This window comes from Paenibacillus sp. FSL H8-0315 (assembly GCF_038005365.1).
GTDB lineage: Bacteria > Bacillota > Bacilli > Paenibacillales > Paenibacillaceae > Paenibacillus_AQ > Paenibacillus_AQ odorifer.
Window position 1 is genome coordinate 3,024,173 of sequence record NZ_JBBOTA010000001.1, and the last position, 22,533, is coordinate 3,046,705.

The window sequence follows — 22,533 nt, forward strand, 5'->3', positions numbered from 1 at the left end:
TTCTCTAATAACGGGCAGTGATCATCTTTTTACGCGTATAGAACTCCACCCCATCACGCCCATTGGCATGCAGGTCTCCATAGAACGATTTCTTATAACCCGAGAAGGGGAAAAATGCCATGGGGGCAGGCACACCCAGATTCACACCCAACATCCCTGCATCAATTTCTTCCCGAAATTCACGGATCGCCTTTGCGCTATCTGTATAAATACACGCCCCATTCGCGAATGGGGATTGATTCGTTACCGCAATCGCTTCACTCAGACTTTTCACACGAATCACAGACAATACCGGCGCAAAAATTTCATCCTTCCAGATAGTCATTCCCGGCTGTACATGATCAAATATCGTCGGCCCGATAAAATAACCCGCACCACCTGTAGCAGCATCCTTCCGCCCATCTCTCACAAGCTTGGCTGCCTCAGCTTCACCAGTCTCAATGTAATAAAGCGTCTTCTCCTTATTCGACTGGCGAATTACCGGACCCAAAAACACCCCGTCATCGGCGCCATTACCAATCTTAAGTTCATCCGCAGCCGCAGCCAGACGACCCACTAGCTCGTCAGCGATATCCTCATGAACCACCACAACCGAGCACGCCATACAACGCTCACCTGCCGAACCAAAGGAAGCCGCAATGATATTTTTGACCGCATTGTCCAACTCCGCATCAGGCAGCACAATCGAGTGATTCTTGGCTCCAGCTAGCGCCTGCACCCGTTTTCCCTGCGCCGTCCCTGTCTTATATACATATTCCGCAACCGGCTGCGAACCCACGAACGAAATCGCCTTCACTTCATCATGCTCCAGCATCCCATTCACAACCTCGTGCGCCCCATGTATCACATTCAGTACACCTGGAGGAAAGCCCGCTTCGGCAAATAACTCTGCCAATCGATTAACAAGCAGCGGCGTCCGTTCAGAAGGCTTCAGCACAAAGGTATTTCCACAAGCGATGGCAAGCGGAAACATCCAACAAGGAACCATCATCGGAAAATTAAACGGGGCAATCCCCCCGATCACCCCCAATGGATAACGGTACATCCCGGATTCAATACCGGTAGCAATGTCCGGAAGCTGACTGCCCATCATCAACGTGGGGATGCCTGCGGCAAATTCCACACACTCAATTCCACGCTGCACCTCACCTTGCGCCTCTTCCAGACTTTTGCCATTCTCCAGCGTAACCAGCTCGGCCAGCTCATGCCAATGCTTTACCAGCAGCTGTTGATATTGAAAAAAATAGCGGGCACGACGCGGCACAGCGACCCTTTTCCACGCTTGAAATGCTGCCGCAGCCGCTTCTACCGCTGCACCCAGCTCTTCCTTACTAGAAATGGGCACATAAGCAATCACTTCACCTGTCGCCGGATTATAAACCTCTTCATCTCGCCCGGACGACGATTCTACCCAAGCTCCATTCACATAATTCTTAACTCTTTCAGCCTGCGTTACTAGGAGAGACATAGCTCGCACCCCTTTCTCTGTTTCAGATGCACTGATGGACTGCTGATTATAATAGATGACCGCCAGATCAGGCGGCCATCCACTATAACATTAAGCTCAGTTAGTTATTTTGCCGCCATTTCTACGATTTCGTTCGTATAAGCCTCATCTACCTTAACCGGTTCTTTAATGACACCAAATTTAAGCGAAATATCAGCGGTTTGCTGGAACGCCGCCGCATCGGTATATCCCATCTTGGCACTGTCAAAGCCTTCAGGCAGAATCAGCTTGGCAACCTCAGTCATCATTGTCAGCTGATGTTCCTTCGTCGTACTGCCGTCTTCCGCTTGCTTCATCACACTGTCCACGGCAGTTGCAGGATCAGCAATTGCATCTTTCCAGCCCTTCAGGGAGGCACGTACAAACTTTGCTGCAGTCTCTTTATTCTCCGCAAGCCATTCCTTATTCGCGAACAAGTTATCCTCAAGCATCGCAACGCCTTCTGTATTCATGTCGATGACGTTCAGATCCTCAGCCTTAATACCTGACTCCAACACCACTTGGTACTCGTTATAAGTCATCGCTGAGGCCGCATCGATCTGATCGCCCAAGAACTGATCCATCGTGAACCCTTGCTTCGTAAAGCTTAGGTCCTTATTCGGATCGAACTTATATTTATCGAATAACGCTAATAGTTCAAATTCGTTGCCACCCATCCAGTTGCCGACTTTTTTACCCTTAAGATCAGCGGCTGAGTTAATGCCAGCAGTTTTTTTGGAGACCAGGACCAACCCGCTCTTTTGATAGATTTGCGCGATCTGCACCAGCGGCATTCCCTCTTCAAGACTCGGCAGCAAGCTGGCTACCCAACCCACACCGATATCTGCGGAGCCACCTGCCACTTGCTGTTCCGGAACGATATCAGGCCCACCCGGCAGAATTTCTACATCCAAGCCTTCTTCCTTGTAATATCCTTTATCCTGCGCCACAAAATACCCAGCGAATTGTGCCTGCGGCACCCATTTCAGCTGTAGCTTCACTGTAACTGGATCAGCAGCCGGTTCAGTAGCAGCACTTGCGTCAGGAGCTGCTGAAGCTTCAGGGGCAGTCGTAGCTTCAGCTGCCGAGTTATTATTGTTGCCACCGCAACCCGCCATTAAAGAAACACTCAACATCATCACGATTGCCAACAAACCACCACGAAATTTGCGTTTTTTCCCGTTCATCAATCGAACTCCCCCTATCGTAATTTAAGTTTGTAACAAGCACAGTATGGACAATCATCGTGGTGCGTTTATGCATACAGCCGTGGGCGGTTTCTCTTTTCCATTCCCACTATGGCCGGATGTAATGAGGGGAAGATTAAGTACGCTGCGAAGGATGCCACTTAATGAATACTTTCTCCAGCCGCTCAACCACTAAATAGAAGAGCACGCCTGCAATTGCAGCCAACACAATACAGGACCACCCCAGTGGCATTTTGGCAACTTTAATGGAATTGGATAGCAGATATCCAAGCCCTTTTGAGGAGAAAAAGAATTCCCCAACAATGGCGCCAATCATACTGGCAGTAGCATTAATCTTGAGTGCTGTAAATACATAGGGCAAACTGCTCTGAATCCGCAGATAACGGAACACTGCCGGTTTACCTGCCGCATAGGAATGCATCAGATCCAGCGCCAATGGATCAATCGCCGCCATACCTTTATAGGCGTTGATCGCCATCGCTGCCATTGTAGTTGCTGTTACTATGGCAATTCGTGAGCCTATCCCATCTCCAAACCACAAATTCATGATGGGCGCGAGGGCGACGATAGGCACAGCATTTAGGGCGGCAACCAGCGTCAAGCTTCCACTCCCCCAGCGCGGCCAAGCTGTCGCGACTAAAGCGATCAGGAAGCCGATAGCAGAACCAGCCAACATTCCCAGCACAGCTTCAGCAAGAGTGTATCCGGTATAGGACAGCAACAAGCTGAAATTATCTCGCATGGTTTCGGCGATGGCTGTAGGCAGCGGGAGTTGATATTTTTTCAGATCAAAGATCTTATGAAAAAATTGAAATTCCCATAGTGCAAGAAATAACAGACCTGCCAGTACAGGCAGCAGTACCCCTGCGCTAAATATCCTCTTCAGCATTCGTGAGCCGCCGCGACTCGCCGTAGCTTCCGCAGGTTTCGGAACGGCTACAGCATTCTTTGGTGTAGCCGTTAGCGCCGGCTGAGCCATTTCTTTACCAGTAGAGCCTATAAACGTGGTCTCCCGAACGGAGTTAGTTTCCATTAGCGGCTGCCTCCTTTCGGACGATATTCAGGCTGCCAAGGCGTTACCAGGCGTTCTATCAGACTGATTAACCAGTAGCTTACGATTCCCAGCAAGGCACCCACAATCACCGTAGACCAGAACATATAGGTGTGAGAGCTTCCATAATAGAGATTGCGCAGCATAATTACACCAATGCCATGCTGGGCACCCATAAGCTCCACCAGAATAGCTCCAGTCACAGCAAGTGGGGCAGCTATCTTAAGCCCACCGAACAAACCCGGCAAAGCCGCCGGGAATCTGAGTTTCCAATAGACCGCCCAAGGTTTCGCCGCGTAAGAATGCATCAATTCGAGCGCTGATGGATCTACACTCCGCAAGCCGCGCAGCATGTTCAGAGCCACCGGGAAAAAGGTGATATATCCCGAAATAATAATCCGCGAGGTCTGCTCATCGCGCACAATCCCGTAGATGATGGGTGCCAACCCCAGAATCGGAATCATCTGCGAGGCAATAGCATAAGGAAAAGTTAATTGCTCTATTGTCTTCGACAAGCTCATCAACACCGCCAATGAGGCACCAGCTACCGCTCCAATCAGGAAGCCAACACCAGCATTACCGAAGGTCGCAGCCCCCTCCTTCAAGAGCGTGTCTCCATACTGCCATAAGGTAGCTAACACCTCATGAACATATGGCAGCTTGGACTGTGCCAACGGCGTCTCCACCACATGGAGCAGCATCCAGGAAGTCCCTTCCCAGACTAGCAGCAGGCCAAAAATCCAGACGAACAACGGCAGCAGACGGCCTCGCACAAAGATACTGCCCCCTTTCATCACTACACCCCTTCGAAGCTGTCGCGAATACGTGCGATCAGTTCGAAAAACTCTGGGCTATTTCTCATTTCCGCCGTTCGCGGACGTGGCAGAGGAATTTCGACCACAGCGGACAAGCGACCTGGATGCGGGGAAAGGACAAACACCCGGTCAGAGAGGAATATAGATTCAGGAATACTATGAGTTACAAAGACAATTGTGTTCTGCACTTTACTCCAGACAGACAATAACTCTTCATTCAATCGCTCACGCGTAAATTCATCCAGCGCAGAGAACGGCTCATCCATGAGCAGAATTTCCGGCTCCATCGATAGCGCTCTGGCAATCGCTACACGCTGCTGCATCCCGCCGCTGAGCTGCCACGGATATTTATCCGCAAAGCTCTGCAGCCCCACCAGATCAAGAAGCTCCATCGCCTTTTCCTCACGGATTGACTTCTTTACCCCCATCAGCTCCAGTGGCAATGTGATGTTATGCTTCACTTTTCGCCAGTCGTATAACACTGGACTTTGAAAAACAATGCCATATTTTTGCGCCAGCCTGGCTTCTCTGGCACTTTTCCCAGCTACCACAATGTTCCCGCCTGTTGGTGCTATGAGATCGGCCATCAGTCTAAGCAGCGTCGTTTTGCCACATCCGGAAGGTCCGAGCAGGGAGACGAACTCCCCTTTTGCAATATCAAGACTCACCTGATGCAGGGCAAGCACTTCCGCAGCTTCTGTCCGATAACGCATTTCAACATTCTCCAGCTGAATCTCAGGAATATTTGTCGCTAGTGATGACATCCTCAGCCCCCCTTTTCAAAATAAGCCATGTTTATAATGTTATATAAACTGACGCTATTTAGATAAAATAAAGAAAACTTCTGTTGCGTGTAGTATTAACTAACATGTTACACGCTGCTCACTGGACTCTCACTAGACAATTAGTAAAATAGCTCCTGTTAAATTGCGTCATTTTGTCTAGGAGACATTTTTTTGACCACAAACCCGAAGTATTTTTTTTATATCCGCAGATATGTGGTAATATTTATCCATATCTTTCCTCGGTAGGTGACAATAGACCCATGGGATCTATAATCTCGAATTATATTGTAATTGTTGCTATATCAGGTGTGCTGAGTGTCTTACTAGCCCTTTTCGCCTATTATAAAAAAACTGATTTCTTAGGAATCAGGGCTTTTGTTATAAGCTCCTTTACCTCTGCTATTTACACCTTCGGTTTCGCATTAGAATTATCGGGGAAAACTCTGGAGGAAATCAGCTTCTGGATTAAGTTAGAATATCTGGGGATGCCCTTTATTGCGCCGGCTAGTCTAATCATGGTGATCCATTTCGTTGGGCTGGAGACGCTGTTTAAAAAAGGCATACGGGCGGCGTTATTTATCATTCCATTCATTACAACGCTGCTGGTCTGGACCAATGATTACCATCATCTCTTCTATAAATCCATTTATTTACGGGAAAATACGCCCACCCCACTCGTTGATGTTGTGATGGGACCTTGGTATATCGTTCACGGCAGCTTTACTTTCGGCTGTCTGCTGGCAGCCATTTGCCTCATGATATGGCAGTGGAACAGGATGAAAAGGGTATACCGCAGGCAGATCATCACAATAATAATCGGGTTAAGCCTTCCAACCCTCGGCGCTTTTTTGTATCTGATAGGCTTGACTCCTTACGGAATGGATCCCGTCCCGATCATTATGAGCCTAACCTCCTCCCTATATATTTGGGCTATTTTATCCCGGGGCATGTTAACGGCTGCACCTATTGCTCGTGAGAATCTGTTCGAGAGCATGCGGGAGGGAGTGCTTGTCACCGACCGCTCGGACATGCTCGTCGATTACAATCGTGCAGCCGCGAATATGATAGAGGGGCTCAACTCCTCATCGATTGGCAAACCGCTAGCACAATTGTTTCTTAACGCAGGCAAAGATGCCTTGTCCTATGTGATGGATGCCGAGCCACTGTTGCGCGAAGAACGGGAAGTGGCTTGGAACAAAGCAGAGGAGATCTGCTATTATCAAATCCGCTCCTCTCCGGTACAGAAACAAGAAGGGCACATAGCAGGACAGATGATCATGCTGATTGACGTGACTGAACGAATACTGCTTCAGGAGAAGCTGCGTCAATTGGCTACGATGGACAGCCTAACGGGTATCTATAACCGCTCCTATTTTTTGGAGCTGAGTCAAGCATTGCTTGCCCGGGCTGCCAGCCTGCGAAGCTCATTATCTATGATTTTGCTGGATGTGGACTTCTTCAAGAGCATTAATGACCGCTATGGGCATCAATATGGAGATCAAGCTCTACAGCATATTGTCCAGGTGTGCAGCAGACATCTGCGGGAGGGAGATCTCTTTGGCCGTTATGGTGGTGAGGAATTTGTGATCTGTCTGCCAGAGACGTCACTGAAGCAAGCAGCATTGCTCTGCGAAAATATCCGCGCGGATATTGAACAAAGCACCTTATATACCGTCATCGGGCCCATTAATGTGACCGCAAGCTTTGGAGTTGTGGAGGCCCTAAATCCAGAGGCCACTCTAGAAGAACTGCTATCTGAAGCCGACCATGCTCTGTATAGCTCCAAACGGAATGGACGCAACGCTGTGCATCTCTCCCAAAGGTCAGAAATCATTCTTTTCAAGCCTGTTTAATGACAATCATGTCCCTTCCTGCGCATTCAACAACTGGCCTTATTTTTCATAGTCTGTTTTTAAGTTTAATAAGAGTTATCTGAAAAACTAATCAGAGTGTTGAGAGTAAAATTTGCTTGATGGGATATGGAGGCGTAAGAAATAATGAGGAACCATACAATGATGCAGTTTTTTGAATGGCATGTTGCTGCGGACGGGAAACACTGGGATCGCTTAAAAGAAACTGCACCCGCGCTAAAAGCCGTAGGCATTGATTCTGTTTGGGTACCTCCTGTGACAAAGGCCGTCTCCGCTGACGATACAGGCTATGGCGTGTATGATCTATACGATCTGGGCGAATATGACCAAAAAGGTACGGTACGCACCAAATATGGCACCAAACAAGCACTGATCAACGCAATTTCGGAATGTCAAAAGAATGGCATCGCCGTTTACGTTGATTTGGTGATGAATCATAAGGCTGGCGCGGATGAAAAGGAAGTATTCCAGGTCATCGAGGTCGACCCCAATGATCGGATGAAAGAAATTTCGAAACCTTTCGAGATTGAGGGCTGGACAAAATTCACCTTCCCTGGCCGCGGGAATGAACACTCTGCCTTTAAGTGGAATCACAATCATTTTAACGGCACTGACTTTGACGCCAAAGAAGAGCGAACCGGCGTATTCCGTATAGTAGGCGAGAATAAAGCGTGGAATCAGAATGTTGACGACGAGTTCGGAAACTATGATTATCTAATGTTCGCTAATATTGATTACAGCCATCCGGAAGTCAAAAAAGAAATGATCCAATGGGGAAAATGGCTGGTGGACACCCTCCACTGCAGCGGCTTCCGCTTGGACGCCATCAAACATATCAACCATGAGTTTGTTAAAGAATTCGCGGTAGAGATGTTTAATAAATGCGAGAAGGATTTCTATATCGTCGGTGAATTCTGGAATTCCGACTTAGAGTCCTGTCGACAATTTCTGAATACCGTCGATTATAAAATTGACCTCTTCGATGTATCCCTTCACTACAAGTTGCATTCAGCTTCTTTGGAGGGCAGAAACTATGATCTGACTAAAATTCTTGATGACACACTGGTGCAGACTCATCCCACCAATGCTGTAACCTTCGTTGACAATCATGATTCTCAGCCTCACGAAGCCCTGGAATCCTGGGTAGATGATTGGTTCAAGCAAAGTGCTTACGCGCTTATCCTGCTGCGACGGGATGGATATCCTGTGGTCTTTTACGGGGATTATTATGGGATCGAAGGACCAACACCTGTAGCAGGTAAAAAAGATGCGATTGACCCTCTGCTGTATACCCGCTATCACAAAGCTTATGGTGAACAGAAGGATTATTTCGATCATCCTAACACGATTGGCTGGACACGGCTCGGCGTGGAGGATATTGAACACTCCGGTTGTGCGGTTGTGATCAGTAATGGTGAGAATGGCCAGAAGAGAATGTTCGTAGGAGAACATCGCGCCGGTGAAGCATGGGTGGATTTCACCCATAACCATAAAGCCACCATAACCATTGAAAAAGATGGTTGGGCGACCTTCCCGGTCAATGGCGGCAGCGTCTCCGTCTGGGCTTTGCCAGATGCAGAAGCTGACAAGAAGTAAACCTGATTAAAAAGGTGCCCAACGCCATTTGGCGTTGGGCACCTTTTTTTAGTTATTCGTTTTATGCTCCGGATGGCGGGATACAAGCCTCACCAGATCCAGCGTTAAGACGGGTAATGTTAGGGACGCTGGATAAGCTAAGTAACGCGGCTCCCACTCTGGATTGAACTTTTCCTTGTAACGACGCAATCTGGCAAAACCGTAACCATGCCCATGCCCACCTCTATTAAACACTTGATGAGCCAGCTTCTCCTCCTTCAGAGCTCCGGGGTCCTGACCCCCACTGGATGATAGAGGAGTGTTGCCTAGATTAAATCGCCGATACCCCTTGGACTTCGCCCATTCCAGCATACAAACCAATAAATAATCTACCGTCCCGTTTGGCACATTCTTCCGCTGGCGCAACAAATCTACGGACAGGGTCAATCCTTGATCATACCCTGGGGCAATAGAAGCAAATGCCAGTATTGTACCTTTGGTGTTCCGCAGCACCACAATGGGAGCCCGTTGCAGATACTCGACCTTAAACCACCCTAACGAATAACCCTTTTCCGCTCGGCCATTCAACCACTCGTCCGAAATCGTTCGCAGATCTCTCAGCAAACTATCAGCATGCGGCGCTTCTGTAATTTCAACAATCATGCCTTCCCGTTCAAAACGATCGCTTACCCTTTGCAGATCACCATTCTTCAGATCACTGAGTGCAAAGTTATCAAGGCTTATCACTGCCTCTTCACCCAGCTTAAAAAAGCGATAGCCCTGCTCCTGATAGACCGATAAAAAAGCAGGTGAAGCTTGATAGAAAACTACAACCAGACCATACTGATCTGCAGCTTGTCTAAATTCACTGATGGCTTCACTTATTAAGCTGCTCTCTCCCAGCGGATCACCCAGCACAACGAGTTTATCCCTAACTCTGGCGAAAGCGAGCAGCACTTTATCGTTCTGAGCCCAGAAGAAGCCCTTATCACCCAAAAACAACGTATGAGTTAAGGTATTGCCTCGAACTCCATCTAGAAAATGTTTCAGCTTAGCTACATCCAAGGTCCCGAACAGCTCGTTCTCCTTATGATGGGGCCTGAGGTTTACCCACATTATGAGCAGTACCCAAGACAAGACCAATCCTCCCACTGCCGTAAATGCAACATGACTATATCGCTGCAACCATTCAGGCTGTACTCCCGGAGGCAGATGCTTCAGAAATCCACGATGTACATAACAGCCCATCAGATAGTAGCTTAGTGCAATTACTGAAGTGAGGGCAAACCACCGGATCGCGCTCTGTCTGCTGATTGGCGCACTAATCCGATAAAACCGCGATCTGGATATCCAAAGAATAAGCGCTACTATAAGTAGCAAAAGCGCCTCTTCATAATCAAAACCCTTAGTGACTGCAAACAATGATCCAATAAACAGAAGTATGCTAGTCCATACATATGCACTATGGACCCGCAATGTAATGCCCCGCGACAATAAAATCAGCATAAAACCAATAAGTACAGACAGATGATGAGAAAGCTGCATTACCGGAAACGGCAATATTTCCTCCGTAATCTTCAACCTATACAGCAATCCGGGTACTGCTGCAGATAGTAAGAGAATAAGCCCGCTAGCTAGTACCAGCTTACCAAGAGCCCACATCCCAAGATCGCTCAGAAAGGTATACTGACCCGGCCAGCCCCAGATCTTCTGCCATTTGTTAAGAGAGGGTTCGAACCCTGGAACTGAACGATCTTGATCCTTTTTTCCTTGCAGACCAATTTCCAGTGCAGCCAGCACCAATCCAATCAACCAAGGAATGACATAATAAAACAATCGAAAGATGACAAGCACCGCCATCGCCTTATCGGTCTGGTAGCCAAGCTGTGTCAGCCCGAGCAAGGCGATAAGGTCAAATGCACCGATACCGCCGGGTGCCATACTCAAGATTCCGGCAATAGCAGCAATCGTAAATATACCAAAGATAGCTATAAAATGGACCTCATCCAAGAGATGGCTGCTGATGGTCCAAAACGTCACGCCAGCAAAGCTCCATTCCAGAAAGGAAGCACCGACGGAGTTAACGACTGTAAGCCATGATGTTCTGCCTTTTCCCCGGTTAATCCATTTCGCATAAAGCGATGAGCGCTGCACAAACACAAAAACCGGCAAATAAAGCGCCATACCCCATACTGCAAATACCAGCCAGCGATGTTCTTCCAGCAAAGCCGTTGCCGGGAGTAAACCAAAGATATTCGCCCATGAAAGTAGTGATAACCCGGTAATCATAAGCGGCGAAAGAAATACAATGGCGGGCGTTAGCACGGAGGTCGGCACTCCGCTTTTTTTATACAGCAGCGTCCTTAAACCAACTCCAGCCAGACCTGCAAACCCAATCAAGTTATTAAATGTATTAGCAATCCATGCATACCGAAAGGTACTCCACAGCCCTACTTTTAAACGAAAATGGGCCCGAATCAAATAATCATAAGCACTCATCACAGCTACGGAAAGAAGTGCAAAACCAATCATTTGCAAAATAGCAGACGTAGGTACTCGCCTTAGTTCACGCATTATAAGTCCTAAATGAACCTGCTTCAGCTCATGTTGCCCCTCCCAGTATACGAACGCTATGATAGCCACTGGAAAAAGAGCTCTGACCGCCCGGATCCGATAGATAGATAAGATCAGTCTTACAATTTTGAATCTTTCTAATGTCTGTTGCTTTGAATGCATGAGCCCACCTGCCTTTACCGCTGACACACGTTGTGCTAGACAATTTTTACAACTAGTCCATTATAGCAATTCTTGGAATAGAAGACCCGTGATAATCAACACCTACTCTATTAGACTGCCAGCAAATCCCTAACCCCTGCAACAGTTAAAGATTTTTTGGGAAATGAGGATAAGCATAGTTAATATATTACGAAGCTGGACAGATCAATATGACGGAACTTTATTTTAGGGGTATCTTTCTAGTATTGGCCAACAATGTGATAAAAGAACATTTAAATTGTAGTCTAAACTTAAAAATACATAACAAAAAGGACATCCCTCACGGCAAAGGATGCCCTTTTTGTTATGTAACACGACTTAGTATGGTTTATACACGAATATCAAATCTGCCTTGGCTATTCGTTGTTGCGGTAGCGATTTCTTGCGGGCTTGCCGCAGCAAGCGCGTTGTTTGCAGGTTTGGCAGGTGCTTCTGCACTACTGCTTGCAGCGGAAGCACTGCTCTGCGACTTCTGGGAAATTTGTGCCTCGATTTGCTTGATCTGCTGCTCAATTTGTTTCGTTTTCGTTTCTTTGGTCTTCGCGTCATCCGAGCTGGCATCAATCTTGTCCAATTCGGCTTCCAGCTTCGCTTTTTGTTTCTCGAGCGCGCTGGTATCTGTAGTACTAGACGTCGAGGTAGTATACGATGTAGAACCTGAGACTGCGGATATACTCATAATCATCCCTCCCTTCCTTACCTCCAATATAATCCTTTTGCAGATAAGGAACGTTAAAACCCGCTGAAAGTTTGCTGAAAGTATTGCTCTCTTTCAAGGTTATAAGGATAACCTGTCAATAATTGGAATTCCACCGTTTGACCAACAGAAGATAAGACAGAATAGAGAGAACACCCGTACAGGCAATCACAATCGCCATTGGAAGGGCTGAATCTACGCCTCCAAGACCCACAAGCGGTGCTACACAGCTACCAAGCAGCAACGGGATCAGCCCTATCAAGGCCGAAGCGCTGCCTGCGGCTTCTCCTTGGTCCTGCATTGCAAGTGAGAAGCTGGTTGCGCCGACAATCCCCACACTGGAGACAACAGCGAACAGACAGATTAGAATAGGGATCAGCCCTCCCCCTATCAGGATCGTAAGCAGCAGCAAGACGCCCCCCATTGTACAGAGCAGCAACCCGCTAAGCAGTAGCTTCGTCTCACTCACCTTACCAGCAAGTCTGCCGGCAATTTGACCTGTAATAATAATCCCAATCCCGTTCACAGCAAAGATCAAGCTATATACCTGCGGAGTAACCGCAAAAATATTTTGCAAAACAAAAGATGACCCAGAGATATAAGCGAACATAGACGCTGTAACAAAACCTTGGGACAAGGCATAACCCATAAACTTGCGGTTGCCAAGTAACACCTTAAAGGTAAGCAAAGTACCCTTCAACCCACTCTTGGAGCGCCGCTCCTTCGGCAATGTCTCAGGCAAGCGCAGGAGAATCGTTAAGCAAAAAATAATTCCGGCAGCAAATAATACGAGGAATATCCCCTGCCATGTAGTCACTCTTAAGAGCTGGCCTCCAATGACTGGAGCCAAAATCGGACCCAGACCATTAACAATCATCAATAAAGAGAAAAATTTCGTTAGTTCAGAGCCACTGTACAGATCACGCACAGCCGCCCTAGAGACAACTACACCCACTGAACCAGCAAGACCTTGAATAAACCGCAAAACAATTAAAAGTCCAATCGAAGGACTAAAAGCACATAGCACTGAGGAAACGGCATAGATGAACATCCCTATAAGCAGTGGACGGCGACGTCCATATACATCACTCAGTGGTCCAGCTACTAACTGACCCGAGGCCAGTCCCAATAAAAAGAAGGTGAGACTTAGCTGCACCAAAGCAGCTGTCGTACCGAAATCGTCAACAAGTGTAGGCAGTGCTGGCAAATACATGTCAATCGACAACGGCCCAATGGTTGTAATGGAGCCCAGAATAACAGCAAGTTGCAATCTCTGCTTCCTTGAGGGTCCATCTACAGCAAGTTTATTAGTATTTTGCATTCCAATCATGATCCTTACGTCAACCTTTCTAAAGCAACCCGGGGGCCTTTTTTGTATTCTTCATACTAACGTAAAGGAACTCAAATGATCAATCCTTTTATAAGGCCTCATTCGGGGCTAATAACTTAAAAATAACCGCCAAAAGGCGGTTATCCTAATTGTTTTATGCATTTTGAGATGTGCTAAACCCCTGTAGCCAATCTTTGGCGGCTTCGGCTTCCGCCATACTCAAGCGGTGACCTTGATTGCCCCAATGGGTTGTAACCTCAGCGCCTGCTTTCTGCAGAATCCCCTCTAGCTCCTGAGTTTCCGTAGATGTTATTAGCGGATCATTCGTACCTGCCCCAATAAAGATAGACACCCCTTCTAGAGAAGGAAGCTCCACATTGCGTAATGGCACCATCGGATGCAACAGCACTGCCGCGCGGAAAATGTCCTTATAATGAAACAGAAGGCTACCAGCAATGTTTGCACCGTTAGAGTAACCAACCGCTACCAGATTGTTGGCATCAAACCCGTATTTCTCTGCCGCCTCATCCAGAAACTGCTTAATCTCATGGGTACGGAAAACTAAGTCCGCTTCATCGAACACTCCTTCTGCCAGCCGACGGAAGAATCGTGGCATGCCATTCTCCAGCACATTGCCCCGTATACCTAGCACCGATGAATCTGGGGATAACATCTCAGCCAGCGGCAGCAAATCCTGCTCATTACCACCTGTGCCATGAAACAACACTAATGTAGGTTTAGTTATATCTTTACCTTTACGGAATACATGAATCATCCCTGCTTCACCTCAATTTCTCTTACTTGAATAGGCGTTAAGTTTTCTTCGATGGCCGCGCGATGCGGCTCAAACCAGGACGGCAGCATCAACTTTTCACCCAACGCATCTGGGGCTTCATCACGGGCAAAACCTGGAGGATCTGTAGCGATTTCGAACAGGATTCCTCCTCTTTCACGGAAATAGATCGCATTAAAATACTGACGGTCTTGAACGGGTGTAGGTCTATGCCCATGACTCTGTACATGGCGCGACCATTCCAGTTGCTCTGCATCATCCTTTGCCCGCCACGCGATGTGATGAACTGTCCCTGCACCTCCCGCTCCGAGCGGAACGGGTGATGTCTTCAAATCAATAATATTACCTAGCTCCCCATTGGTTCTATAGCGAGTATATCCATCTCCGTCAGCAATATGTTCCATACCCAGCGTATGAACAAGTGTCTCGGCTGTTTGCAACGGATTGCTGCTATACAGCACAGCCCCGCCAAAACCTTTGATCGCGTATTTAGTAGGAATCCCACCAAAGGACCACTTACTGAGCGGGCCTTCCTCACGTTCCACCAGTTCAATCCGCAGACCGTCGTAATCGGCAAAAGATAAATAGGGTTCCGAGATCCGACTTCCTTTTGTAACCGAAATTCCGTATTCAGCAAGGCGTTGTTCCCAGAATTGCAGAGCACCGACCGGCACTGCGTAGATCGTTACGCCAACTTGACCACTGCCTATTCTGCCTCTACGCCCTACAGGCGAAGGGAAAAATGTAATAATCGTTCCCGGCGAACCCTGCTCATTCCCAAAGTATAAATGATAGACCTCTGGAGCATCATAATTAATCGTTTTTTTCACGAGCCGTAGGCCCAGAATCCCGGCGTAGAAATCAACATTGCGCTGAGCGTCTCCGACAAAAGCTGTAATATGATGTATTCCTGCAGTTTGAAGTGTCATTATTATAAACTCCCTTCTTAGTTAAAAAACAATGCATCTAGAGAAATCGAACCTGGTCCCGTAAGCGCCACACCTACCGCAAATACCAAAACCGTGAGTGGAAACTCAATTCCGTTCGAAGTGGACCAGAAACCATTTGGAGCATGAACCTTAACGATTGCCCCCAGCATCGTGGCAGCGATTAACACCGCTGCAACAGGCGTTAACAGTCCTGCCGCGAACATAAATCCGCCCACCAGTTCCATAATCCCTGCTAAAATCGCCATAGTCACACCCGGTTTGATTCCGATGGACTCCATCCAGCCTCCCGTACCCTTCGGACCGTATCCTCCGAACCATCCAAATAGCTTTTGTGCGCCATGTCCTATAAAAGCAAGCCCAATCACCAATCTCATTAATAACAGTCCTACACTTATCATTTTTACCTTCCCCTATTCCTTTGATTTAATTATCTTAATGTTAAGATATTGGGTAAAAAAGAGCGCCCGGCGAACCGGAATAACCTATGGGCTGCTCTCCTCTTCCCTCTTCTATCTACAACTCGGAGGCGTTAAACGTATCGCCGCCCTTAATCGTACCCGAGTTAAAACCTTTGTAGAACCAGCGCTTTCTCTGCTCTGAGGTACCGTGAGTGAAACTATCCGGCACTGCATAGCCCTGAGCTTGCTTCTGAATCGTATCATCGCCGACGGCGCTTGCAGCTGCCAGAGCTTCCTCTAAGTCGCCTTCCTCCAGCAGATTCATACCCTGAGCATGATTGGCCCAGACACCGGCGAAATAATCAGCCTGCAGCTCAAAACGAACCTGATATTTGTTGTACTCCTTCTCACTCAACGTCTGGCGAAGGGAATCAAGCTGTTTCGAGGTGCCTAGTAATGTCTGTACATGATGTCCAACCTCATGGGCAATGACATAAGCCATGGCGAAGTCGCCCGGCGCGTGGAAGCGTTGCTGCAACTCATCATAAAAGCTCAGATCAATATATAGTTTGGCGTCACCCGGACAGTAGAAGGGACCAACTGCCGAGGTGGCTGTTCCGCAAGCAGAGTCTACACTCCCACTGTATAGCACTAAAGTGGGGTCCGTATAGGTCATTCCCTGCTGCTGAAAAATCTCACCCCAAACCTCCTCTGTGTCGGCAAGAACTACCGATACAAACTCCGCAAGCTCTTGCTCCTCTGCGGTCTGTTCATAAGGGGCCGTTGAACTGGAGCCTGTGGAAGTCAAACTTCCCAGGATATCCCCGGCATTGCCTCCACTGAGTAACGTGATGACCAGGACAAGGATAATTCCTCCGATCCCGCCACCAATCATCTTGCCGCCGCCGCTCATGCCTCTGCGGTCCTCCACGTTCGAACTCCCTCTTCTTCCCCGCCATTTCATGGCCAAGCCCCCAGTCGAAATATCAGGTAATCTTAAGTACATGGCTACCTGGCTTCGTTAAGTTAAATATCTTATTAGTGATATACCCAAAAAAGCAGGGTTTCACTTATACTTACTGGAGTTGGGAGAATGAGGATGGAGCCGAACTACTTCCAACCTTATAGAAGCGTCTAGTTATTCGTCATGTTCGCAGCGCCTATACACCTTTGCCAAGCTTTTTCATTAATTCGATAGCCTGGACTTTCTCTTCCTTATCTAATCCACCCATCAAATCATGAATTGAGGCTACATGACGAGGGAAAATCTCATCAAACAGTTCACGGCCTGCATCCGTAATCTCCGCATAAGTAACGCGGCGATCCTCGCTACAGGGTACACGTTTCAGCAGTCCCTTTTTCTCCAACTTGTCGATATTATAGGTAATGCTTCCGCTCGTAACGAGAATTTTCTCCCCAATCTGTTGCAGCGGAATCCGCGTTCTATGGTAAAGTACTTCAAGCACCATGAATTCAGCCGAAGCCAAGCCATAACTCTTCATATCCTTCACCGCATGATCCATTAGGCTTTTATAAGCCTTAGATAAGACTACGAACAATTTCAGTGAGGCGGCTTGTTCTTCGTCAGGTGCACTCTCTGTATTACGCAGATTTATTTGTTTATCACTCATCAATTCCACCTCCACTTCAATCAAACTTGTATCCAATCCATTTATTTGTCTTTACGTTAAATATCTTTAAGTTAAGATAACTATACGACTTCCCATCCTCCTTGTCAACCTCATCGCTAAAAAAGTCACTTCCGTCTAGAGACCGGTAAGTTTTCCTTTGACACTTTACAGGGAGTGATAAAAATCACCCCAAGTTTGACCTGACCTATAAAAGGGCGTATTCTTGTCTTTACGAATGACTCTTTAGTAAGCGATTTCAATACCCTAAAGGAGGCGACCTGATGAGTTCGTTCAATCCAACCCCTACCGAAGAAGCTATGGAGGGGCAGGCTGGAGCACGACGCGTGCTGATCGTGACAGCCGTAGACGCGGAGCGTGACGCGGTCCTGCGCGGCCTGCAAGGCAGCGACAGGTTCCATGTTATCGCTGCCGGCGCAGGGCCGGCAGCGGCGGCGGCGGGATCCGCCGCGGCACTCGCAGCCGGTTCTTACGGCTGCGTATTGAGCGTCGGGATCGGCGGCGGATTCCCGGGGCTGGCGCCTTTAGGCTCGCTGGTTGTAGCCAGCGAGATGATTGCCGCCGACCTCGGGGCCGAGACGCCGGAGGGCTTCCGCAGCGCTGCCGAGCTCGGCTTCGGCAGCGTGTCCGTGCCGGCTGACCGCGGCACGGTGCAAGCGGTTTCGGCCGCGCTGGCTGCGGCCGGGTTACCCGTAAGCACGGGCATCGTGCTTACGGTCTCGACGGCGACCGGCACCGCGGAGACGGCCGCCGCCCATCTCGCGCGGCATCCCCATGCCGTCGCGGAAGCGATGGAAGGCCACGGAGTCGCCGTGGCCGCCCAGGCGCTGGGGCTCCCGGTACTGGAGCTCCGCGCCATCTCGAACCCGGTCGGTCCCCGCGACCGGGCCGCTTGGAAGATCGGTGATGCAATGGAAGCATTAACGGCGGCAGCCGCTATATTACTGGAGGTGCTGTAATGACAACTGAGCTTAATATCGCTTTTTCCCCTTGCCCTAACGATACCTTTGTATTTCATGCCTGGGCGCACGGGCTTGTCCCGAATGCACCTAAGCTGAATGTAACCTATGCCGACATTGATATTACCAATACGCTGGCTGCTGACGGAGAAGGACCAGAAGTCCTCAAAATCTCCTACGCTGCTCTGCCTTGGGTTCTGGAGCGGTACAAACTGCTGCCATGCGGCGGTGCTTTAGGACGCGGCTGCGGCCCGCTGCTGCTTACAGCAAGTGGACCCCATGCGGTCAAACGCCCAGAAAAGCTAGCCGGACGCCGGATTGCTGTACCTAGCGAACGCTCTACGGCTTATTTGCTTTTCCGATTATGGGCAGCACAAAATGTAACTGGAGGCATCGGCGAAATAGTCGTAATGCCTTTCGATGAGATTATGCCTGCCGTACGGGATGGCCATATCGATGCAGGGCTGGTAATTCACGAAGCCCGCTTCACTTACGCCTCTTATGGTCTTAATATGCTGACTGATCTAGGCAGCTGGTGGGAAAGCGATACCGGACTGCCCATTCCTCTCGGCGCTATCATTGCCCGCCGTGATTTAGATGCCGATGCTATCACCAGCTGGATTCGCAGCTCTCTTCAGTATGCGTGGGATCATCCAACGGATTCCAGAGACTATGTGCTTAGCCATGCTCAAGAGTTGGCTCCTGAAGTGGCTAAATCCCACATCGATCTCTACGTGAATGACTTCTCGATGAATCTGGGTGATGACGGCTATGCCGCAATCTCTGCCCTGCTTAATCGTGCTGCGGCAGAAGGACTTGTGCCTGCAATCGATCCAGCACTGCTTCTTTAGCATTTACCAGATAGTTTAACAATCCCCGGCCACACCTATAAGGTGTTCTCCGGGGATTTTATTTATTCTGCGTAGCCTTCCAGCCAGACATTATTTGGCTTATCGAACCAGTGATTATACAATAGACCTATAAACATGATCTATGAGGGAGGATCACATGATACCTGAAAAAAACAGCAAACAAAACATCGACCGCTTTTTGGGCTTTCAAAATGAATATGACCGCTACCGTCCCGAAGCCCCTGAGATGATTATCAAATTGCTAACAGATTACCTAGGTACCACCCCTTCACTCGTCGCAGATATAGGCTGCGGTACGGGTTTGTCTACTTTTCTCTGGAACGATGTCGCAGAACGCGTAATCGGTATCGAACCCAATCCAGATATGTTGGGAAAAGCAATCGATAAACTTAGCAGATTAGAAGAACCCCAATCAATTACTTTTGTGCAAGGCTACTCTAACCAGCTTCCGCTTGCATCAGATAGTGTAGACATAGTTACCTGCTCGCAATCATTCCACTGGATGGATCCTGAAAGTACACTGCAAGAAATCTCCCGGGTCTTAAAAAAAGGCGGAGTCTTTGCCGCCTACGATTGCGATTGGCCTTTATCTCTTCAGCAAAATGTAGAAGAACGATACAACCAGCTGATCTCCAAAACAGAAGAATTGCTGGCTTCGCTTTTACCTAATGAGGAGAGAGCACATAAATGGGACAAAGAAGGTCATTTGTCACGGATCAAAGCTAGTGGGGCCTTCTCTTTTGCCAGAGAAATCGTATTCCACAACCTAGAGTCCTGCGATGCCCAGCGATATATTGGTTTAACCCTAAGTCAAGGGGGAGTGCAAACCGTAATGAAACTAGACGCTACCTTGCTTGAGCAAGACATCGCCGATTACACCGCCGCAGTTGAACAGCATTTTAAAGGCAGAACATTAGAGGTTCTAATCAGCTACCGAATGAGAATCGGCATCAAATAATCTTCGATCGCAACCAAAAACGCCCCGCCCCCTCATATGAGGAGTTCGGAGCGTTTTCTTCTTTTTTATTTAACTTCTTCCATGAACCCTGAGGTTCTCCACGATCACTATTGCTCCTAATACTTTCAGCAACAGGTTACGCACTTTATGTTTTATGAAGAATGCGGGTGCATTCAAGCCCTCGCAAGGCACCGCCTGGAAGCTAATTACTCTGTCGGCGCTATAATTGGGAGGGTGACAACGATGGTCGTTCCTTGGCCGGGTTCGCTTTCCACGCGGATATCCCCTTTATGAAGCGTTACGATCTGTTTAACAATGGCAAGTCCCATCCCGCTGCCACCATATTTACGGCTGTGGGATCGATCAGCCTTAAAGAACCGTTCAAATATACGTTGCTGATCCTCAAGTGAAATCCCGATGCCAGTGTCTGTTACCCGAACGGTCACGTTGTTGATATCTTGTTTGAGGCTGACGTTAATTACACTGTTATCCTTAGAAAACTTGATGCTGTTGCCAAGGAGATTGGTCCATACCTGACTTAACAGGTCATAATCAGCCAGTAGGATAATAGGCTTCAGATCAAGGTCGAAGCTGATGTTACGAGCTGACCATTGCGGCTGAATCGCTACGATTACTCTTCTTATCTGTTCGTCCAGATTGAATGTAGTTAGCCGTAGCTGCTGGGACTGCGATTCTAATAAACTCAGCTTCAGCAGGCTGTCACTCATTTTAGACATCCGTTCTGCTTCAGCGATAATAATATCCAGATAACGATTTCGCTCTTGTTCTGCAAGATCTACTCGCTTGAGCGCAATCGCATACCCAGATATTGAGGTGAGCGGAGACTGGACCTCATGCGACACATTGGATACAAACTCCTTACGCATCTGCTCAAGCTGCTGCAGATCGTGCATCATTTCTTCAAAGCTGCGAGCCAAGGTACCTAGCTCACCGGTTTGCTTAATATTCAGCTCGACGTTAAAATCACCAGCTGCTATTCTTCTGGTCGCTTTGGTTAGCTTCTTGATCGGTCTGACTAAGAACATTGCAGCTACCAGAATCAAGAGGCTTCCAGCTATCAATGAATAGAGCAAGAAATTTAATATCAAATTCCTTCTGGCAGTGACGGAAGGGGGATTAAGCGTCTCCACAAACATCGCTTTGGTGCCGTCTTCCGTTCTCAACTGCAAGCCTAGGAGAAGCGCAGAAGTATTCCTGTTATGAGGTTGATAAACTTCTCCTGCGAGAACTTTTTTTATTTCTTCCATAGTTACAGGGACCGGCTTGTGCCCATTAAGTCCGTAAGATTGGAATTTACCCGCTTCATCGAATATTCGGATATAGTAGGAATCAAGCTGCTTCATTCCACTTACGAAAGAGTTGGCTTCACGTAATGGAAAGGTTTCGTAAATTTTGACTATATCCTGTCCAAAATGCAATAAGGGAATTCGCATGTTCTCTTTCAGTTTGTCTTCAAATACCCAAGTTGCCACAAACAAAGCAATGATTGTGCCCCCGATTACGGAGGCTAGGAAGGTCAGAACAACGCGTGTATATATAGATCTGATCATTCATGCACCTCAAGCCTGTAGCCAAGTCCACGCACCGTCTCAATACGAAAATCAGGAGTAGTCGCAAACCGTTCACGCAGGCGTTTGATATGCACGTCAATCGTCCGATCATCTCCAGCATAATCAATTCCCCAAATTTGATCGATCAACTGCTCGCGCGTATATACTTGTCCAGGGGTTCCAGCAAGCTTGTACAGCAACTCGAACTCCTTAAGGGGTAAGGGAAATGACTCCGTACCTTTCATCACCTTATAGGTCTGCCGATCAAGGATGACATTGCCAATTTGGATCATCTGCGTGGAGCCAATCCGATATCGTTTCAGCAATGACCTAACACGAACCGTCAGCTCTAACGGATCGAACGGTTTAGTTAAATAATCGTCCGTGCCTAATTCGAAGCCCTTCACTTTCTCCCAGGTTTCGCCTCTGGCAGTCAATATAAGTAATGGAAGATCAGGATTAGCTCTGCGGAGCTCCTTACAAAGCATCCAACCATCCATATTTGGCATCATAATATCCAGCACGACAAGATCGACATGTGTTCCAGCATATACGGCGAGCGCTTCCTTGCCATCCACAGCTTCAACTGTTTCGAATCCGTCGTTGCGGAGAAATAAACAGACAAGTTCGCGAATGTTCGCATCGTCGTCAGCAACCAGTATAGTAGGCATTCGTTTCCTCTTTTCCTGTTGTCCATTCTTACTATTATACTATATTATACTTTCGGCTAAACTGTCTGTTGTCTTGAGGTTACACGATGATCAAACCGAAAAAGAGCGCCTAACACGGT

At 48.0% G+C, this 22,533-nt stretch carries 20 protein-coding genes; 5 read left to right on the plus strand and 15 right to left on the minus strand.

All coding sequences use genetic code 11. From position 1 onward, the window contains the following. Positions 1–4: 4 nt before the first annotated feature. The 5 genes from MHB56_RS13120 to MHB56_RS13140 form a co-directional block, all read right to left on the minus strand. The gene (locus tag MHB56_RS13120; protein ID WP_076124034.1) at positions 5–1,468 is read right to left on the minus strand and encodes a CoA-acylating methylmalonate-semialdehyde dehydrogenase; all 1,464 of its coding nucleotides are present in this window, start codon (positions 1,466–1,468) and stop codon (positions 5–7) included. A gap of 104 nt (positions 1,469–1,572) precedes the next feature. Beyond that, on the minus strand, positions 1,573–2,673 hold the full coding sequence (locus MHB56_RS13125) for an ABC transporter substrate-binding protein (RefSeq protein WP_076124036.1): 1,101 nt from the start codon (positions 2,671–2,673) through the stop codon (positions 1,573–1,575). 136 nt (positions 2,674–2,809) lie between these two features. After that, complete coding sequence (locus MHB56_RS13130) at positions 2,810–3,727, minus strand: ABC transporter permease (RefSeq protein ID WP_081391780.1); 918 nt, start codon at positions 3,725–3,727, stop codon at positions 2,810–2,812. Continuing rightward, positions 3,727–4,539: an ABC transporter permease gene (locus MHB56_RS13135; protein ID WP_076191718.1), complete on the minus strand. Its 813-nt coding sequence runs from the start codon at positions 4,537–4,539 to the stop codon at positions 3,727–3,729. The genes MHB56_RS13130 and MHB56_RS13135 overlap by 1 nt, the downstream gene beginning before the upstream one ends. A gap of 2 nt (positions 4,540–4,541) precedes the next feature. Further along, positions 4,542–5,324, minus strand: a complete 783-nt coding sequence (locus tag MHB56_RS13140) for an ABC transporter ATP-binding protein (protein WP_036682061.1) — start codon at positions 5,322–5,324, stop codon at positions 4,542–4,544. A 281-nt stretch (positions 5,325–5,605) separates the two neighbouring features. Here MHB56_RS13140 and MHB56_RS13145 point away from each other — a divergent pair, with 281 nt between their 5' ends. Then, positions 5,606–7,198, plus strand: coding sequence for a histidine kinase N-terminal 7TM domain-containing diguanylate cyclase (locus tag MHB56_RS13145; protein ID WP_076303564.1), 1,593 nt, complete (start codon positions 5,606–5,608; stop codon positions 7,196–7,198). Positions 7,199–7,339: 141 nt separating this feature from the next. Beyond that, positions 7,340–8,812, plus strand: a complete 1,473-nt coding sequence (locus MHB56_RS13150) for an alpha-amylase (RefSeq protein ID WP_076191713.1) — start codon at positions 7,340–7,342, stop codon at positions 8,810–8,812. A gap of 48 nt (positions 8,813–8,860) precedes the next feature. Here the strand turns inward: MHB56_RS13150 and mprF are convergent, their stop codons facing one another. From mprF to MHB56_RS13190, 8 genes are all read right to left on the minus strand, one after another. Further along, complete coding sequence (mprF, locus tag MHB56_RS13155; RefSeq protein WP_312149350.1) at positions 8,861–11,527, minus strand: bifunctional lysylphosphatidylglycerol flippase/synthetase MprF; 2,667 nt, start codon at positions 11,525–11,527, stop codon at positions 8,861–8,863. A gap of 367 nt (positions 11,528–11,894) precedes the next feature. Continuing rightward, positions 11,895–12,245: a FlxA-like family protein gene (locus MHB56_RS13160; RefSeq protein ID WP_076099710.1), complete on the minus strand. Its 351-nt coding sequence runs from the start codon at positions 12,243–12,245 to the stop codon at positions 11,895–11,897. A gap of 115 nt (positions 12,246–12,360) precedes the next feature. After that, complete coding sequence (locus tag MHB56_RS13165) at positions 12,361–13,584, minus strand: multidrug effflux MFS transporter (protein ID WP_341143653.1); 1,224 nt, start codon at positions 13,582–13,584, stop codon at positions 12,361–12,363. A 163-nt stretch (positions 13,585–13,747) separates the two neighbouring features. Then, a complete protein-coding gene (locus MHB56_RS13170; RefSeq protein ID WP_076124044.1) occupies positions 13,748–14,368 on the minus strand; it encodes an alpha/beta hydrolase in 621 nt (206 codons plus the stop codon). Further along, a complete protein-coding gene (locus tag MHB56_RS13175) occupies positions 14,365–15,315 on the minus strand; it encodes a ring-cleaving dioxygenase (protein ID WP_340011562.1) in 951 nt (316 codons plus the stop codon). The genes MHB56_RS13170 and MHB56_RS13175 overlap by 4 nt, the downstream gene beginning before the upstream one ends. A gap of 17 nt (positions 15,316–15,332) precedes the next feature. After that, entirely contained in the window at positions 15,333–15,734 is a 402-nt protein-coding gene (locus MHB56_RS13180) for a DoxX family protein (RefSeq protein WP_036682076.1), read from the minus strand. A 115-nt stretch (positions 15,735–15,849) separates the two neighbouring features. After that, a complete protein-coding gene (gene ypfJ, locus MHB56_RS13185; RefSeq protein WP_340921189.1) occupies positions 15,850–16,698 on the minus strand; it encodes a KPN_02809 family neutral zinc metallopeptidase in 849 nt (282 codons plus the stop codon). A 196-nt stretch (positions 16,699–16,894) separates the two neighbouring features. Beyond that, the gene (locus MHB56_RS13190; RefSeq protein ID WP_076124049.1) at positions 16,895–17,365 is read right to left on the minus strand and encodes a MarR family winged helix-turn-helix transcriptional regulator; all 471 of its coding nucleotides are present in this window, start codon (positions 17,363–17,365) and stop codon (positions 16,895–16,897) included. A 281-nt stretch (positions 17,366–17,646) separates the two neighbouring features. On the opposite strand from MHB56_RS13190, the gene MHB56_RS13195 reads away from it, so the two are divergent. The 3 genes from MHB56_RS13195 (at position 17,647) to MHB56_RS13205 (ending at position 20,172) form a co-directional block, all read left to right on the plus strand. Beyond that, entirely contained in the window at positions 17,647–18,342 is a 696-nt protein-coding gene (locus tag MHB56_RS13195) for a futalosine hydrolase (RefSeq protein WP_248548943.1), read from the plus strand. Then, positions 18,342–19,193, plus strand: a complete 852-nt coding sequence (locus MHB56_RS13200; RefSeq protein WP_076181962.1) for a 1,4-dihydroxy-6-naphthoate synthase — start codon at positions 18,342–18,344, stop codon at positions 19,191–19,193. The genes MHB56_RS13195 and MHB56_RS13200 overlap by 1 nt, the downstream gene beginning before the upstream one ends. Before the next feature lie 157 nt (positions 19,194–19,350). Continuing rightward, the gene (locus MHB56_RS13205) at positions 19,351–20,172 is read left to right on the plus strand and encodes a class I SAM-dependent methyltransferase (RefSeq protein WP_076181960.1); all 822 of its coding nucleotides are present in this window, start codon (positions 19,351–19,353) and stop codon (positions 20,170–20,172) included. 206 nt (positions 20,173–20,378) lie between these two features. Here the strand turns inward: MHB56_RS13205 and MHB56_RS13210 are convergent, their stop codons facing one another. Together MHB56_RS13210 and MHB56_RS13215 are read right to left on the minus strand one after the other, a co-directional pair. Next, a complete protein-coding gene (locus MHB56_RS13210; RefSeq protein ID WP_038573730.1) occupies positions 20,379–21,743 on the minus strand; it encodes a sensor histidine kinase in 1,365 nt (454 codons plus the stop codon). Further along, entirely contained in the window at positions 21,740–22,414 is a 675-nt protein-coding gene (locus tag MHB56_RS13215) for a response regulator transcription factor (protein ID WP_038573732.1), read from the minus strand. The genes MHB56_RS13210 and MHB56_RS13215 overlap by 4 nt, the downstream gene beginning before the upstream one ends. Positions 22,415–22,533 lie beyond the last annotated feature (119 nt).

Bases quoted from the DNA above. Each gene is read 5' to 3' on its own strand.
- MHB56_RS13120 (WP_076124034.1), bottom strand. From the start codon at position 1,468: ATGTCTCTCCTAGTAACGCAGGCTGAAAGAGTTAAGAATTATGTGAAT.
- MHB56_RS13125 (WP_076124036.1), bottom strand. From the start codon at position 2,673: ATGAACGGGAAAAAACGCAAATTTCGTGGTGGTTTGTTGGCAATCGTG.
- MHB56_RS13130 (WP_081391780.1), bottom strand. From the start codon at position 3,727: ATGGAAACTAACTCCGTTCGGGAGACCACGTTTATAGGCTCTACTGGT.
- MHB56_RS13135 (WP_076191718.1), bottom strand. From the start codon at position 4,539: ATGAAAGGGGGCAGTATCTTTGTGCGAGGCCGTCTGCTGCCGTTGTTC.
- MHB56_RS13140 (WP_036682061.1), bottom strand. From the start codon at position 5,324: ATGTCATCACTAGCGACAAATATTCCTGAGATTCAGCTGGAGAATGTT.
- MHB56_RS13145 (WP_076303564.1), top strand. From the start codon at position 5,606: ATGGGATCTATAATCTCGAATTATATTGTAATTGTTGCTATATCAGGT.
- mprF (WP_312149350.1), bottom strand. From the start codon at position 11,527: ATGCATTCAAAGCAACAGACATTAGAAAGATTCAAAATTGTAAGACTG.
- MHB56_RS13160 (WP_076099710.1), bottom strand. From the start codon at position 12,245: ATGAGTATATCCGCAGTCTCAGGTTCTACATCGTATACTACCTCGACG.
- MHB56_RS13165 (WP_341143653.1), bottom strand. From the start codon at position 13,584: ATGCAAAATACTAATAAACTTGCTGTAGATGGACCCTCAAGGAAGCAG.
- MHB56_RS13170 (WP_076124044.1), bottom strand. From the start codon at position 14,368: ATGATTCATGTATTCCGTAAAGGTAAAGATATAACTAAACCTACATTA.
- MHB56_RS13175 (WP_340011562.1), bottom strand. From the start codon at position 15,315: ATGACACTTCAAACTGCAGGAATACATCATATTACAGCTTTTGTCGGA.
- MHB56_RS13180 (WP_036682076.1), bottom strand. From the start codon at position 15,734: ATGATAAGTGTAGGACTGTTATTAATGAGATTGGTGATTGGGCTTGCT.
- ypfJ (WP_340921189.1), bottom strand. From the start codon at position 16,698: ATGAAATGGCGGGGAAGAAGAGGGAGTTCGAACGTGGAGGACCGCAGA.
- MHB56_RS13190 (WP_076124049.1), bottom strand. From the start codon at position 17,365: ATGAGTGATAAACAAATAAATCTGCGTAATACAGAGAGTGCACCTGAC.
- MHB56_RS13195 (WP_248548943.1), top strand. From the start codon at position 17,647: ATGAGTTCGTTCAATCCAACCCCTACCGAAGAAGCTATGGAGGGGCAG.
- MHB56_RS13200 (WP_076181962.1), top strand. From the start codon at position 18,342: ATGACAACTGAGCTTAATATCGCTTTTTCCCCTTGCCCTAACGATACC.
- MHB56_RS13205 (WP_076181960.1), top strand. From the start codon at position 19,351: ATGATACCTGAAAAAAACAGCAAACAAAACATCGACCGCTTTTTGGGC.
- MHB56_RS13210 (WP_038573730.1), bottom strand. From the start codon at position 21,743: ATGATCAGATCTATATATACACGCGTTGTTCTGACCTTCCTAGCCTCC.
- MHB56_RS13215 (WP_038573732.1), bottom strand. From the start codon at position 22,414: ATGCCTACTATACTGGTTGCTGACGACGATGCGAACATTCGCGAACTT.